Genomic DNA, 14,475 nt, shown 5'->3' on the forward strand with positions numbered 1-14,475 from the left:
ATTTACATCAAGAGCCTTTTTACGCAGTGATAGCGGCGGAAAAGCGAGAAGCCAGGACGCACACGCAAACGCCTTAATCACGCCAGATCTCGGCGAATTGGGCGCGTGTCATCATCGCCTGCCGCACGGCGACAGCCACCCGGTTGCCGTACTTGTCGGGACGGGCCGCGCTGGTGCTAATCCCATTGATAATATTCGTGAATCCGGCCTTCACCGCCACCCGTTCGGATGCCGTGTTCCCCGCCAACGCCGTCCATCCGATGGTGTCTAGGGCAAACCCGAGCGGGTCAAAGCCAAAGCCGAGGACTGTGCGTACCGCATCCGTCATGATGCCGCGCCCGCGCATCTGGGGAGCCGTGTAAAACCCTAAGTCTGCGTGTGTTCCGGGCGCGTTTGCGGAGCCTCCGGGCAGGCGCAGGGAGATAGCCCCCGCGAGCACCCCGCTGTAATCAATGGCCCAGGTGAGTTCACGCCCGGCAGCTGCGGCGCGCTGGGTAAAGTCGAGGAAGGTTCGCGCATCGTCGCGCGTGTAGTTCAGGGGGATGGTGGTCCATCGCACGGTTTCGGGGTCTGTGCAGATATGAACCAGTTCGTCAAGGTCAGCTTCACGCAAGGTCCTGAGGGTAAATTTTTCGGTGATGAGTTCCGGAATTCTCATGACATGACATTACCAGTTTCTGCGCTGTTTTGTGAGGCGTGCTGTGCCTGCAATTCCCCAATCGCCATATTGTGTGTCTCAAAACACTTGTAACATACCGACGGACGGTTGATTATTATGAATTACTCATATTAAAATGGATAGGATTCCTCTTGTGAGGAGAACAGAAGAATGCCTCAAGGCCACCGAAGTCACACACGAACCAGCCTTGAGGTACCCACCTAGATCAGGAAAGAAGAACACTATGGCTGTGCTAACTATTGGCGACCAGTTCCCCGCCTACGAGCTGACCGGCGTTGTTCCCGGCAAGCTCGCCGAGATTGAGGCAAACAAGCCCGAAGATTACTTCACCACCGTTTCCTCCGAGGGTCTGGACGAAGACACCTGGCGCGTCGTATTCTTCTGGCCCAAGGACTTCACCTTCGTCTGCCCCACCGAAATCGCCGCATTCGGCAAGCTCGCTGACGAATTCGAGGCACGCGACTGCCAGGTTATCGGCGTCTCCGTGGATAACGAATACACCCACTACGCATGGCGCCGCTCCCATGAAGAGCTCGTAGATCTGCCCATCGTCATGGCATCCGACCTCAAGCGCGAACTCACCAGCGCCCTGGGCGTCCTCAACAAGGACGGCGTGGCAGACCGCGCAACCTTCATCATCGACCCGCATAACACCATCCAGTCGGTATCTATTACCGCAGATTCCGTCGGCCGCAACACCGACGAAGTGCTCCGCCAGCTGGATGCGCTCCAGTCCGACGAACTGTGCGCCTGCAACTGGAAGAAGGGTGCAGAAACCATCGACGCCTTCAAGGAGATGAAGTAATGAGCATTGAGAACCTGCGTAACGCGCTGCCTTCCTACGCGAAGGACATGAACCTGAATCTGTCTTCGCTGCCGCGCATCACCTCGCTCACCGAACAGCAGCTCTGGGGCGCAATCCTGGCCACTGCGGCGGCAACCAAGGTTGATTCCGTTATCGTTGAGATCGCAGCAGAGGCGAAAGAGCACCTGAGCGAAACCGCCTTCGATGCGGCACTCGGCGCGGCAACCATCATGGGGATGAACAACATCTTCTACCGCACCCGCGGCTTCCTCGACGGCGCCTACGACGATCAGCGTGCAAACCTGCGCATGCAGATCATCGGCAAAAACGGTGGTATCGACAAGCTCGACTTTGAGATGCTGGCGCTCGCAGTTTCTGCCGTGAACGGTTGTTCGCACTGCGTGGCTGCCCACGAGCACACCATCCGCGAGGAGGGCGCCTCCAAGGAGCAGGTTAACGACCTGATCCGCATTGCGGCAACCATGGGCGGCGTGGCACAGGGTATTCAGCTGGCTGAAGCACTGGGCTAAGCACACAGCCTCGCCCCCGCGTAATCTCGCGCAAGAAGAGCCTGATAGTGAATAAGCGTTAGAAATTCCGCTTTTCACTATCAGGCTCTTCTTCGTATGGGGCATAGGATAATACGGGTATGCAGTACAGTATTTTGAACGCCAAGAATTCCCTACCAAGCACCGAAGAACTCGTTGAACTGTATGATGCGGTGGGCTGGAGCGCCTACACTCGCACGCCCGAGCGGCTGGTTCCCATGCTAACCGGATCGCGGTACCTCTATGTGGCGCGTGAGAACACGGCGGAAGGGACCGAGCGGCTTATCGGTCTGGTGCGTGCGGTGGGTGATGGACAAACCATTGCGTATATCCAGGATCTACTGGTGCACCCGCAGGCTCAGCGCCACGGTATCGGATCGGCTCTGCTGGGAAGAATCCTCGCCGATTTTGACCGGGAGAGCATTCGCCAGAGGTTCATCACTACAGATATTGTGGACACACCCGTCATCGAGCTCTATCGGCGCTTCGGCTTCACCCCGGTGCAGGATAACGGATGCGTGACCCTCGCGAAGTATGTATTCTAGAAACTAGCACACACCACAGAACTGGAAGGGGCTAAGACCTATGACTGCATACAATGACAAATATTTTGAAGAAATGCGGAGGCAGCCAAAAGGGGAGAATTTACCCCCGTTCCTAATACTCTACTCACCGGGGAAGAAGCTCGGCAGTCTGCTTTGGCAATGCTCAAAGCGGCAACAGGAACTGATGATTATACAGAGCTCGTTAAGATGACTCGCGGCCGCCGCAAGCTCTCAGAGCAGAAAGAACAAGCATCTCAACACTCACCAGTACTGCATATGCGACTGCCTGAAGAACTTAACAAGGGTCTTCGGAATATATAGTGGAATTACTTTCTTAATAGTTTAAAAACAACTGGTGTTTAAATCGGATTTTCTGGTGGGATGTTAGGATAATCAATAGTATTATATAAAAGTATCAATCACATACGAGTGATACTTTGGGAAAAAAATAAAATAGTCCAATTTACTTGACCGTGTACTATGGTACATGGTTTATAATATTCAGGGGGTGAAATAAGATGATTTATCGCATTAGTGAGTTTGCAGATATGAAACTATGTTAGACGACTTAAAACAACGATGTCCAGATGAAAAGCAATTACATTCGTGTCCAATAATAGAAACATTAACATGAGAGATTAATTAACGAAAGGAGCTTTTTTATGAATAAATTTAAGGTAAACATTTCAGGAATGACTTGTACGGGTTGTGAAAAACACGTAGAATCAGCACTTGAAAAGATAGGTGCTAAAAATATTGAGTCTAGTTATCGTCGTGGTGAAGCAGTATTTGAACTGCCCGATGATATTGAGGTTGAAAGTGCAATAAAGGCGATTGATGAAGCAAATTACCAAGCCGGAGAAATTGAAGAAGTATCATCACTAGAAAACGTGGCGTTAATTAATGAAGACAATTATGACCTTCTTATTATTGGTTCTGGTGCTGCTGCCTTTTCTTCGGCAATTAAAGCTATAGAATACGGTGCAAAAGTTGGAATGATTGAGCGTGGAACGGTTGGGGGAACCTGTGTGAATATTGGCTGTGTTCCGTCAAAAACTCTTCTTAGGGCAGGGGAAATCAATCATTTATCAAAAGACAATCCGTTTATAGGTTTACAAACATCCGCTGGAGAAGTGGATTTAGCTAGTTTAATCACGCAAAAGGATAAATTGGTGAGCGAACTTCGGAATCAAAAATATATGGATTTAATTGATGAATATAATTTTGATTTAATTAAAGGTGAAGCAAAATTCGTTGATGCTAGTACGGTTGAGGTCAATGGGGCAAAGTTATCTGCAAAACGCTTTTTAATTGCAACAGGTGCATCGCCTTCGTTGCCCCAAATTTCAGGACTTGAAAAAATGGACTATTTAACTAGTACAACACTTCTTGAGTTAAAGAAAATACCAAAACGATTAACTGTAATTGGTTCAGGATACATTGGAATGGAGCTTGGACAACTATTTCATCATTTAGGTTCAGAAATAACGCTTATGCAAAGAAGTGAGCGACTTTTAAAGGAGTATGATCCTGAGATTTCAGAGTCAGTTGAAAAAGCGTTAATTGAACAGGGTATAAACCTTGTCAAAGGGGCAACTTTTGAGCGTGTTGAACAAAGTGGAGAGATAAAAAGGGTTTACGTAACAGTAAATGGCAGTAGAGAAGTCATTGAATCAGATCAGTTACTTGTTGCCACTGGAAGAAAACCAAATACGGATTCTTTAAATTTAAGTGCAGCAGGTGTTGAAACTGGAAAAAATAATGAAATCCTGATCAATGATTTTGGTCAAACAAGTAATGAAAAGATTTATGCAGCAGGAGATGTGACTTTAGGACCACAATTTGTATATGTAGCAGCCTATGAAGGTGGAATTATTACTGATAATGCTATTGGTGGATTAAACAAAAAAATAGATTTATCGGTAGTTCCTGCTGTTACGTTTACGAATCCGACGGTTGCAACGGTTGGTTTAACAGAAGAACAAGCAAAAGAGAAAGGGTATGATGTGAAGACATCTGTATTACCTTTAGATGCTGTTCCAAGAGCAATTGTAAACCGTGAAACAACCGGTGTATTTAAACTAGTAGCAGATGCAGAAACACTAAAAGTATTAGGGGTTCATATTGTATCTGAAAATGCAGGAGATGTCATCTATGCAGCATCATTAGCTGTTAAATTTGGCTTAACGATAGAAGATTTAACAGAAACCCTAGCACCATATTTAACAATGGCTGAAGGGCTAAAATTAGTTGCACTTACGTTCGATAAAGATATTTCGAAATTATCTTGTTGTGCAGGCTAAGGGAACTTTTTTACAACTCCCTATTCAAGTGAACCAGCTAATGCTTTAAGGGATTTTCTAAGTGAATTTGTGGTCACAAAAATAATTTAACACTGATGATTTCGACATCAAATCTATAATTGATACCTTAACACCGCAGAGTAATAAAGGATGAATAATATGTCAGACTTATTATCCCTACCAGACATTAAAACAATAGAACCGCCACAAGAAAATGAAACCGATATGATGTTTAAAGTTGAAGCAGTCGGACCACCTGAACGTTGTCCTGAATGTGGTTTTGACAAGTTGTACAAACACAGTTCAAGAAATCAACTAATTATGGATTTGCCCATTCGTTTAAAGCGAGTGGGCTTACAATTGAACCGTAGACGATACAAGTGTCGTGAATGCGGATCTACCTTCTGGGAACGCCTAATATCTGTAGATGAAAAGCGTAGTATGACCAAAAGGCTTTTAAAGTCCATTCAAGAGCAATCCATGTCTAAGACCTTTGTAGAAGTCGCAGAAAGCGTTGGTGTTGACGAGAAAACCATTAGGAACGTTTTTAAGGACTATGTGGCACTCAAAGAACGTGAATACCAGTTTGAAACTCCTAAGTGGCTTGGGATAGACGAGATACATATTATCCGTAGACCTCGGCTTGTATTGACTAATATTGAACGCAGGACTATTTATGACATCAAGCCTAACCGTAACAAGGAAACAGTCATCCAACGTCTTTCAGAAATCAGTGACAGGACTTACATTGAGTAAGTCACAATGGATATGTGGAAGCCCTACAAAGACGCAGTGAACACTATCCTTCCACACGCTAAAGTTGTCGTAGATAAGTTTCATGTAGTTAGAATGGCTAATCAAGCCTTAGATAACGTCAGAAAGTCTTTGAAAGCCCATATGAGCCAAAAAGAAAGACGTACCCTTATGCGTGAAAGGTTTATCCTTCTAAAGCGTAAACACGATCTAAATGAACGTGAATCATTCCTCTTAGATACTTGGTTAGGTAATCTTCCTGCTTTAAAAGAAGCCTATGAACTCAAAGAAGAGTTTTACTGGATATGGGATACTCCTGATCCAGATGAAGGTCATCTTCGTTATAGTCAATGGAGACACCGTTGTATGTCCAGCAACTCTAAAGACGCATATAAAGACCTCGTGAGAGCCGTAGACAACTGGCATGTTGAAATATTCAACTACTTTGATAAAAGGCTCACTAATGCTTATACGGAGTCAATTAACAGCATTATTAGGCAGGTAGAGCGAATGGGTAGAGGTTACTCGTTTGATGCCTTACGAGCCAAAATCCTTTTCAATGAGAAGCTCCATAAAAAGCGTAAGCCACGATTTAATTCAAGTGCTTTCAATAAAGCTATGTTATACGATACTTTCAATTGGTATGAAGTGAATGATCACGACATTACAGACAACTTAGGTGTCGATTTTTCCACACTTATTAAGAATTTGGAGAAGGGTGATTTATAAGCCCTTTTCCACCATAAAATCCGAATACCCCTTAACAATACTATCCGAGACCTAGCATCTCAACGAGGACAAAGCACCTCTGAAGTTGCCCGCGAACTACTTGTTAAGGGGCTAGCGGCAGCTTAACTTAAAGTGAATAGGGGGCAGTTGAATCAGCTGCTCCCTCTTACTCTCAATCCCTGAGGCACCGGGCTATACCCAGAGTTTTACCTACGCAAGTTCAGATGCAGATGCGAGTAGGACAATAAATTCTAAGCCGCTTCCTGCCTCTGAAGCCGTTCCTTAGGCTTTTCTGCGGGTGCTTTCGGGAAGCCCATCACCGCCGAGAGAAGAACGAACGCACAGATAATAGAAACCATCAGAATCGTCCTCTCCCCCGGAATCACCGCGAGCAGGAGCGAGGAAATAATACCGCTTCCATATTGGAACGACCCTAAGAGTGCCGCAGCGGAACCGGCGATGGCAGGTTCCACAGAATTTAGGGCGGCGGCGTTCGTACAGGCAGCAACGATGCCGTTCATGCTGAACACCAGGAATACCGGAATCGCCACGCCCCACAAGCCACCCGCATCCGCAGCAACAGTTATCACGGCGAGTATAGAAGCCACCCCGGCAACCGCAGTCGAAATACGCAGCAGAAAATCCAGACTATAGCGCTGCACAAATCGTCGATTGAAACTGCTGAGCACCATCACCCCGATAATATTCACGCCGAAAAGCAGACCGTAATAGCGCGGATCAACCCCGAACCTCGTGATATACACGCTCGACGATGCCGTGATAAAAGCGTAAATCGCCACGTAAAAGAAACACACGCACAGCACGTACCGCATAAAAGTGCGGCGGCGCAGCAAAAGCGGATAACTTCTAAACGCCGCAAGTACCGAGCTGCTTTCACGCTTATTCTCAGGCAGACTCTCGGGCAGGAAAAAGACCAAAAGCAGAATAATGGCACTGATGGTCACAATAGCCCAGAAAGTCAGCCTCCACCCGCCCGAGACCACCAGGAACCCGCCAAGAAGCGGCCCGGCAATCGGCGCAATCGCCATAATAAGCACAAGAGTAGAAAGTACCTGTGCCGCACGCACGCCCTGATACATATCACGCACGATAGCGCGCGCAAGCATAGGACCCACGCACGCACCGACCGCCTGCACCAAGCGCCACAGAACCAGTTCGGTTGTGGTTGAGGCGAGCGCGCATCCGGCAGAACCGACGGCAAAGATTGCCATGCCCAGCATCAGCGGAATTTTGCGCCCGATGCGGTCGCTGACAGGCCCCCAAATCAACTGCGCGATCGCGAACCCGATAAGGAATCCCGTAATCGTCAGCTCAATATTGCCGCCCATCTGCGATTCGATGCTCGGCAGGCCCGGCAGGTAAAGGTCGGTCGAGATAGCCGAGCAGGCCATGAGCGCACTGAGTGTTGTGTAGAGAAAAAGCATGCGGCGCGGATTCTCCACCGCACCCTGTGAATGCGTTGTCACGAAAACCTGAATTCTTGATTGTGTCTGTGTGATGTTTGCTTGCTGTCAGAGGTTCCTCTGAACGTTGAGAAAAAACCTGTGAGAGGCACCTCTTTGATTCTACTCCCCTCTTCCCGAGGATCTAAGGGCACTTTGGGGGTTTATTCGCGTAGGTGAAAACTGTGGGCACCGAGCGCTGAAGGCTCGCCCACTGCCTTCTTCAGGTAATATGCCTAACTCGTGAATCTTATGTATAACGTGAGCACGTCACGCATAAAACCTCATGTCAGGTGAATTTTAGACCGACCGGAGCGCCGCATCCCAGGTGGAGGCGAGGCGCACCGCGGCGGCGACGAGCGCATCCAGCTCACCGGCGTAGACAGGAGTGGAACGCACGCCCGCGCACCAGTCAATCGTGCCCAGACCCAGCCAGGGTTTGCCGGGGAAGAAATCGCGCCGCAGCGCCACACGGCGTTTCCCCAAAGCCCGACGACCGGGCACATAACCACCGCGGCTAATGAAAAATTCATCCCGGCGTTCGGCGACAACCTGCTGATCCAGCACCCGCAGAGCATTAACCCAGCTGGGCTCCCCCGTCTTGGGCAGGTCGGTCAATTCGGGATATTCCTCATCACGCTCGGTCACGCTCACGCCCAAAATATACTGATACCGCACCTGATCCAGCTCGCCGGGAAGCTCACGGTCGGCACTCTGAACCGTTCCGCACAGATGCCGTGCCACGGGCTCGCCCGCCAGATTCACACCCATCAGCGGCAGCTCGGGGCCGTCAAGATACAGCCCCACCGCGCCGGTTCCCGTAATATTTGGGCGCACCGACCAGCCAGGCAGACCATGCTCTAGTGCCTGATGCACCCGCTGAAGAACCTCAAAAACCTGCTCACGTGAAACCGCCATTGCGTTCCTCTCAGCACTTTCAACCTGCGTTTACTTTCTTCCATTGTCTCGCACAGATCTGGCGTATGCGGCACGCCACAAACCTGCGGGTATCGTAGCGGCAGCACACGCGGTAAGATAGCAGACGTTGCGCCTAAAACTGCGGGCCGCACTCCTCTACTCCTGAGCCGTCGAAAGGAGGCCGACCGTGTTCAATATCGAGCCCGAGACGCTGTTCCGAATCGTAGATATTGCAGCCGTAGTGGCTAATGGCCTGCTCGGCGGAGCAGTGGCGCGCGCCCTGCGGTTCGACATGGTGGGCTTCTTGCTACTGGCGGTCGTCTGCAGCATGGGCGGCGGCATGATTCGTGACATCCTGCTGAATGTGGGGCTTCCAATAGCGCTTACCGACGGCTGGTACTGGGTAGGCGCTATTACCTCGGCGGCGTTGGCGTATGTGCTGGATCTGAGCTCAAACTGGGCCACCCGCGCCCTTGTGGTCGTAGACTTTCTGGGCATGGGCTGTTGGGCGGCTACCGGCACCATCAAATCTCTTACCCTGGGGCTGCACTGGCTCCCAGCAATCGCGCTGGGGGTGACAACGGCGGTTGGCGGCGGGGTGATCCGCGATATTATGGTGAACCGCATCCCCGCTATCTTCGGCGGAAACTCGCTTTACGCCACGGTAGCGTTCGTGGGCGCCGCCGAAACGGCAATTTGTTTCAGGATGCTGGAACGCCCTCATGTGGCGATCGCTATGTCTGTGCTCACCTGCACGGTGTTGGGTATTGTGGCGCGGTGGCGCGACTGGCGACTGCCGATGCCCACCACGCTGAAGGTTCAGCGCCCGCGCCTGCTGGATGTATTCCGTCGCGACCACGAACATCTTGAGAACGAAGGCTGGGCACCGGGCACGCCGCTCACAAATCAGCTGGATGTGATTACAGAGGACCAGATTCAGGCGTACCGCGACCAGCTGCATCGTGAACGGGAGCAACGCGGTAAGTAACGGGCCTGTGTTGCTTTGTCCTGACAGGTTCCTCAACGCTGTTCGGAAAGAAACGATAAAGGCGGCGGGATGCTCATGTGTGCCAAGCACCCCACCGCCACAAAAGTACCCTGCGACCGCCGCGAAAGCCCCCTGTCGCAAGGCACTCGTATTAGCATACCCGTAAACCTATCCCTAAGGGTAGGGTTTTAAGCTGTCAAGTGGTTAACCCGATTTAGATTTTCGGGTGGAAACAATATAAATATATAATTTTGTGTTTCTGACGATTATTTTCCTTCGGCTCGATGCGCCAGTGCCTCATTCAGACGGCGAAAACCTTCTTGGGTATTGTCAAGAAGTTTAGGCATGAGGGGCACAAGCAGACCACTGAAGATTTCGGACTGTATCAGGTGAGTACCGCCGCCGGGCAAGGGGTTCAGTTCAAAGCGGTGCTGACCGTCAAAAATTCCCGGGATTCCAAGGCGACCCAGCCATTCAAGACTCTGATTTTCGGATGCTTCCAGCACGGTGGGGCGGAAGGTCATAGGGCGCTTGCCCGGTTTCATCGTGAGTGTAAGGCGTTCTCCAGCATGCGGCACACCTTGCGCCCGAATAATAAAGGGGTTCCATGCGGGATACTCTTCAAACCGGGTCAGGATTTCCCAAACACGATGCGGTTCCGCCTGGATAGTAATCTCGGCGCGGATACTGCGGCTCATCATCAACACTCCTATACACAATAACCATTCTTTTTACTATGTATTCCAGTGTATACGATGAACTTCGGGGGGCATCAGGTTATTCACGACAGAGGTGGAAGCGCACGACTATCTTCCCAAGCGCGGGCTTTATCTTTTACTCATGCTGGGCACTATCCAAAACCGGGAGCGTTTTCTTCGTTCGGGAGCAGTTTAACTGCTCCCGAACGAAGAAAACGCTCCCGGAACTCAGCTTTCAGCCGCAGACCCGAAGTACTACGCCGTGACCTGGCGCTTCGAGGAAATCACGCCGGTATTGAAGCCCGCAAGGTGAAGTCCACCATGGAAGCGTGCGTGCTCGATCTTCACGCATCGGTCCATGACCACGTTCAGCCCAGCTGCCTCACCAATTGCGGCAGCTTCCTCATTCCACGAGCCCAGCTGCATCCACACGGTTTTCGCGCCCAGATCAACCGCCTCCTGAACCACGCCCGGGAGGTCTTCATTGCGGCGGAAAATCTCGACGAGATCGGGCACCTCAGGTAGGTCCTGAAGCGAGGCGTACACCGGCTGCCCCAGCACGGTCTTGCCTTTCGCCGCAAGAATCGGGTTCACAAAATACACTGTATACGGCGACGAAGACAGCAGGTAGGTTGCCACAAAGTTTGAGGCGCGCGAAATCTTATCGCTCATCCCCACAATCGCGATAGTGCGGGTATTGCGCAGAATGTTCAGCCGCTCGGGGGCGCTCGGGCCTACCCAGGTACGTTTCTCAGTCATTAGTTGCCCTCCTTCGCGGGTGCATCCTTGGAATCTGAGGCGCCCGAAGCTGCGGCGCTATTCGGCAACGCACAGGCGGCACCCTGTTGCGAGTCAGCCTCTTCAGCGGCGAGAGCCTCTTGCGCCGCAACGAGCTTATCGGCGCTAGAATCGCCCACACGTTCACCCGCGTGATTCATGCCAGTCGCGTGGGTGAGCGCCTGGTCAAGGTCCCAAATAATGTCTTCAACATCCTCAAGCCCAACCGAAATACGAATCAGGTCTTCACCCACGCCCGCCGCGGCAAGCTGCTCGCTGGAAAGCTGCTGATGCGTGGTCGAACCCGGATGCAGCACCAGAGTGCGCGAGTCGCCAATATTCGCAAGATGCGATGCCAGCACGAGCGCACTAATGAACTCGCTGCCAACCACGCGGCCGCTCGCCTTATCGGTACCCTTCACCCCGAAGGAGAATACAGATCCAACGCCCAGCGGCAACAGTTTTTTCGCGCGTTCGTAGTGCGCGTGCCCCGGCAAACCGGCGTAGTTCACGTAGGCGATGCGCGCATCCTCAACCAGCCAGTCCACGACCTTTTTCGCGTTGGCGAGGTGCGCATCCATGCGCTGCGGCAGGGTTTCGACGCCCTGAAGCAGGTTGAATGCCGACTGCGGCGAGAGTGCGGGACCGAAATCGCGCAGCTGCTCGGAGCGCAGTTTTGTGAGGAACCCGTATTCGCCGAAGTTCCCCCACCACGAGACGTTATTGTACGAAGGCACCGGCTCGGTCATGAGCGGGAAGTTGCCGTTCGCCCAGTTGAACCGTCCGCTCTCAACAACCACGCCGCCGAGGGTGGTTCCGTGCCCGCCTAGGAATTTGGTGGCGGAGTGAATTACGATGTCGGCCCCGTGTTCCAACGGGCGAATCAGGTACGGGGTTGAGATCGTGGCATCCACGACGAGGGGGACTCCCGCCTCATGGGCTACAGCGGCGAGCCCTTCAAGGTCTGCGATTTCGCCGGAGGGGTTGGCGACAACCTCCGTGTAGATTGCCTTGGTGTTCTCGGTCAGCGCCGCCTTGTAATCCGCGGGGTCGGTGCCTTCTACGAAGGTGGTTTCGATGCCGAATCGACGCAGGGAAACATCCAGCTGGGTGACTGTCCCGCCGTACAGCTGGGAGGACGCCACAATGTGATCACCCGCCTGGCAGAGCGCGGCGAAGGTGATGAACTCGGCAGCCATGCCGGATGCGGTCGCCACTGCCCCAATACCGCCCTCTAGGGATGCGATGCGCTCTTCCAGCGCGGCAACGGTCGGGTTCGATAGGCGCGAGTAGACGTTGCCGTATTTCTGCAGTGAGAAGAGGTTAGCGGCATCGTCGGTGTCTTTGAAAACGAACGAGGTGGTCTGGTAAATAGGGACCGCGCGGGCGCCGTGTTCAGCGTCCGGAGTGCCGCCCGCGTGCAAAGCGCGGGTGCGGAATCCGAAAGTATGTTCAGCCATGCATGACTCCTGGTTGGCTTAGCGCAACCGAATGATGCGCCAAGGTCGAGGAACAGAGGTACTCAACCCTATACTGTGCTACGGTCCCCGGATGCGCCAAGTGCGCGTAGCATTATGTCGTTTGTGTCGGATTATGACGCAGTTACTTTTCTCTTTTAGATCGTCTACTTGTATCCCTATAGTCAAACCTGATCTAATATAAAGCGATCAATGTCGAAACTAGAATTTTCTCACCTTGATGTTGAGATTATCTATTCCACTCGCTAGGCCACTAGGAAGTCCTCAGAATGTATAATTCAATAACGCTCAAAGTTGAGTATCCTGAAACCCGTTCATTAGACAATATTCGTCGCATCTCGGGCTTTATTAAAGTCCGAGGGATGATAGATCTCATTACTGAACTCGATCTAGACGCGAATCCACGCAGTGCAAAACGTTCCTCAGTTACAGCAGAGATTGTCGAAACTATCCAGACAACCCCCGAACTATATCCTTTCAAATCAAAAGGAATTCTCTTAGGTGCATCCGCCTTTCAAGAGTTAGGACGCGGCAGTTACGAACTAAACTTTAAAGATCGCAAACTTGAGGGGATTCTTGACGGCGGTCATAACACGCTTGCTATCGGGCTATACCTGCTGGCTGAGGCAGGAGTTCCCGAAAAGGCTCTCGGCAAGGCTCGCACTTGGAATGAGATGAAAGAATTATGGGAGAAGAATATTCTCAATCTTAAAAAGCTCAAAACCAAAGCAAGCCGATCCCATGACGCGATGGTTCCTGTAGAAATCCTTGTTCCCAACCATAGCGATGAAGAAAGCATTGATAGTTTTCTCTCTAGCATCCTGCTCATTTGTGCAGCACGCAACAATAATGTTCAGCTCAAAAATGAAACTATTGCAAATCAGGATGGAATATTCGACTCTCTGAAAGAGTCCTTACCAAACTATATTCGTGAGGCAATAATCTGGAAAACCAATGGCTTCGGGCGTATCCCGGTAGGTACTTTCTTATCGCTCGTATGGGTTCCGTTAGGCAAGGTTGATTTCAGCAAGGTAGTAGACAGCGAAGGTAAATCCAAAAATATTACCCCGATACCCGGCTCCCAAGCCTATAGTAGCGTTAGTGAATGCATCAAACGGTACCAGGATCTTATTTCAGCAGATAGTATTTCTCAGAAGTCAGATGACATGACCACCTGGGAATTAAAGAGTATGCCTATTCAATCGGCCCTTGATATGGTCGAAGATGTCACCAAGGTTTATGACCTGGTCTACAAAGGGTACAAGGATGCGTACAACAGCAATAGGGGACGTTTTGCTGGTATTGACGCGGTAAAAACTGAATCCAGCAGAAAGAAAAATAAGTACACTCTTTTTACCCACCAACCTATTGAACATGAAGTTCCCCCTCGTGCCTATATGATGCCCATCATGTACAGCATGCGTGCAATCATTGACCGTGCAGCAGATGGAACCCTCAGCTGGGCGGTGAACCCGATTGAGTTCTACGGCAACAAAGAGAACCTAGCTCGCATTGTTGGAAGTCTCAAAAACATTATGGAATTAGTGGATTGGGATCCTCAGAACGTAGGCAAAAAGAATGCTTCTTATCAAGCCGTTGAAAATACCGTTAACACCATGAAACTGGAGTATCTGGCTAAGCACCGCTAATCACTCGCACAAAATGGGAGCGATGGTTTACAGCGGGAGCAGGAGTCCCGCTGCAAACCATCGCTCCTGGAATATGTGATATTACGTCGATGATTTCTTGTCTAGCAACTCGACCACTCAAAAATCACGTTTGAGAAGTCAC

General features: G+C 50.8%; 12 protein-coding genes and 2 pseudogenes. 8 read left to right on the plus strand and 6 right to left on the minus strand.

Annotated features, from left to right (window positions below; translation table 11 throughout):
- Window positions 1-73: 73 nt before the first annotated feature.
- Window positions 74-658 carry a GNAT family N-acetyltransferase gene (locus tag HMPREF2958_RS01565; RefSeq protein ID WP_070695963.1) on the minus strand — a complete coding sequence of 195 codons (585 nt, stop codon included), beginning with the start codon at window positions 656-658 and terminating at the stop codon, window positions 74-76.
- A gap of 244 nt (window positions 659-902) precedes the next feature.
- On the opposite strand from HMPREF2958_RS01565, the gene HMPREF2958_RS01570 reads away from it, so the two are divergent.
- The 6 genes and pseudogenes from HMPREF2958_RS01570 (at window position 903) to HMPREF2958_RS11235 (ending at window position 6,362) form a co-directional block, all read left to right on the plus strand.
- Entirely contained in the window at window positions 903-1,484 is a 582-nt protein-coding gene (locus HMPREF2958_RS01570) for a peroxiredoxin (protein ID WP_004006488.1), read from the plus strand.
- The gene (locus tag HMPREF2958_RS01575) at window positions 1,484-2,014 is read left to right on the plus strand and encodes an alkylhydroperoxidase, AhpD family (protein WP_013398369.1); all 531 of its coding nucleotides are present in this window, start codon (window positions 1,484-1,486) and stop codon (window positions 2,012-2,014) included. Before HMPREF2958_RS01570 ends, HMPREF2958_RS01575 begins: the two co-directional genes overlap by 1 nt.
- A gap of 119 nt (window positions 2,015-2,133) precedes the next feature.
- On the plus strand, window positions 2,134-2,577 hold the full coding sequence (locus HMPREF2958_RS01580) for a GNAT family N-acetyltransferase (protein WP_070695965.1): 444 nt from the start codon (window positions 2,134-2,136) through the stop codon (window positions 2,575-2,577).
- Between the two features lie 544 nt (window positions 2,578-3,121).
- Window positions 3,122-3,211, plus strand: a pseudogene (locus HMPREF2958_RS10620) (Hg(II)-responsive transcriptional regulator); the annotation flags it as partial.
- A gap of 28 nt (window positions 3,212-3,239) precedes the next feature.
- Window positions 3,240-4,880: a mercury(II) reductase gene (merA, locus tag HMPREF2958_RS01585; protein WP_001031935.1), complete on the plus strand. Its 1,641-nt coding sequence runs from the start codon at window positions 3,240-3,242 to the stop codon at window positions 4,878-4,880.
- 159 nt (window positions 4,881-5,039) lie between these two features.
- A pseudogene (locus HMPREF2958_RS11235) lies at window positions 5,040-6,362 on the plus strand (ISL3 family transposase).
- Between the two features lie 251 nt (window positions 6,363-6,613).
- Here HMPREF2958_RS11235 and HMPREF2958_RS01595 read toward each other — a convergent pair.
- The gene (locus HMPREF2958_RS01595; protein ID WP_141755773.1) at window positions 6,614-7,849 is read right to left on the minus strand and encodes a multidrug effflux MFS transporter; all 1,236 of its coding nucleotides are present in this window, start codon (window positions 7,847-7,849) and stop codon (window positions 6,614-6,616) included.
- 276 nt (window positions 7,850-8,125) lie between these two features.
- Window positions 8,126-8,743: an L-alanine-DL-glutamate epimerase gene (locus tag HMPREF2958_RS01600; protein WP_070695967.1), complete on the minus strand. Its 618-nt coding sequence runs from the start codon at window positions 8,741-8,743 to the stop codon at window positions 8,126-8,128.
- A 187-nt stretch (window positions 8,744-8,930) separates the two neighbouring features.
- On the opposite strand from HMPREF2958_RS01600, the gene HMPREF2958_RS01605 reads away from it, so the two are divergent.
- A complete protein-coding gene (locus HMPREF2958_RS01605) occupies window positions 8,931-9,731 on the plus strand; it encodes a trimeric intracellular cation channel family protein (RefSeq protein ID WP_004006482.1) in 801 nt (266 codons plus the stop codon).
- A gap of 266 nt (window positions 9,732-9,997) precedes the next feature.
- Here the strand turns inward: HMPREF2958_RS01605 and HMPREF2958_RS01610 are convergent, their stop codons facing one another.
- From HMPREF2958_RS01610 to HMPREF2958_RS01620, 3 genes are all read right to left on the minus strand, one after another.
- Complete coding sequence (locus tag HMPREF2958_RS01610; protein WP_246827979.1) at window positions 9,998-10,429, minus strand: SRPBCC domain-containing protein; 432 nt, start codon at window positions 10,427-10,429, stop codon at window positions 9,998-10,000.
- Window positions 10,430-10,684: 255 nt separating this feature from the next.
- Window positions 10,685-11,188: a CoA-binding protein gene (locus tag HMPREF2958_RS01615; RefSeq protein WP_013398362.1), complete on the minus strand. Its 504-nt coding sequence runs from the start codon at window positions 11,186-11,188 to the stop codon at window positions 10,685-10,687.
- On the minus strand, window positions 11,188-12,666 hold the full coding sequence (locus tag HMPREF2958_RS01620) for an O-acetylhomoserine aminocarboxypropyltransferase/cysteine synthase family protein (RefSeq protein WP_070695971.1): 1,479 nt from the start codon (window positions 12,664-12,666) through the stop codon (window positions 11,188-11,190). Before HMPREF2958_RS01620 ends, HMPREF2958_RS01615 begins: the two co-directional genes overlap by 1 nt.
- 287 nt (window positions 12,667-12,953) lie before the next feature.
- Between HMPREF2958_RS01620 and HMPREF2958_RS01625 the strand changes: the two genes are divergently transcribed.
- Window positions 12,954-14,333 (plus strand): hypothetical protein, encoded by a 1,380-nt coding sequence (locus tag HMPREF2958_RS01625; RefSeq protein ID WP_070695973.1) that lies wholly within the window; start codon window positions 12,954-12,956, stop codon window positions 14,331-14,333.
- The last annotated feature ends 142 nt before the right edge of the window (window positions 14,334-14,475 follow it).

This window comes from Rothia sp. HMSC036D11 (genome assembly GCF_001814205.1).
GTDB lineage: Bacteria > Actinomycetota > Actinomycetes > Actinomycetales > Micrococcaceae > Rothia > Rothia dentocariosa.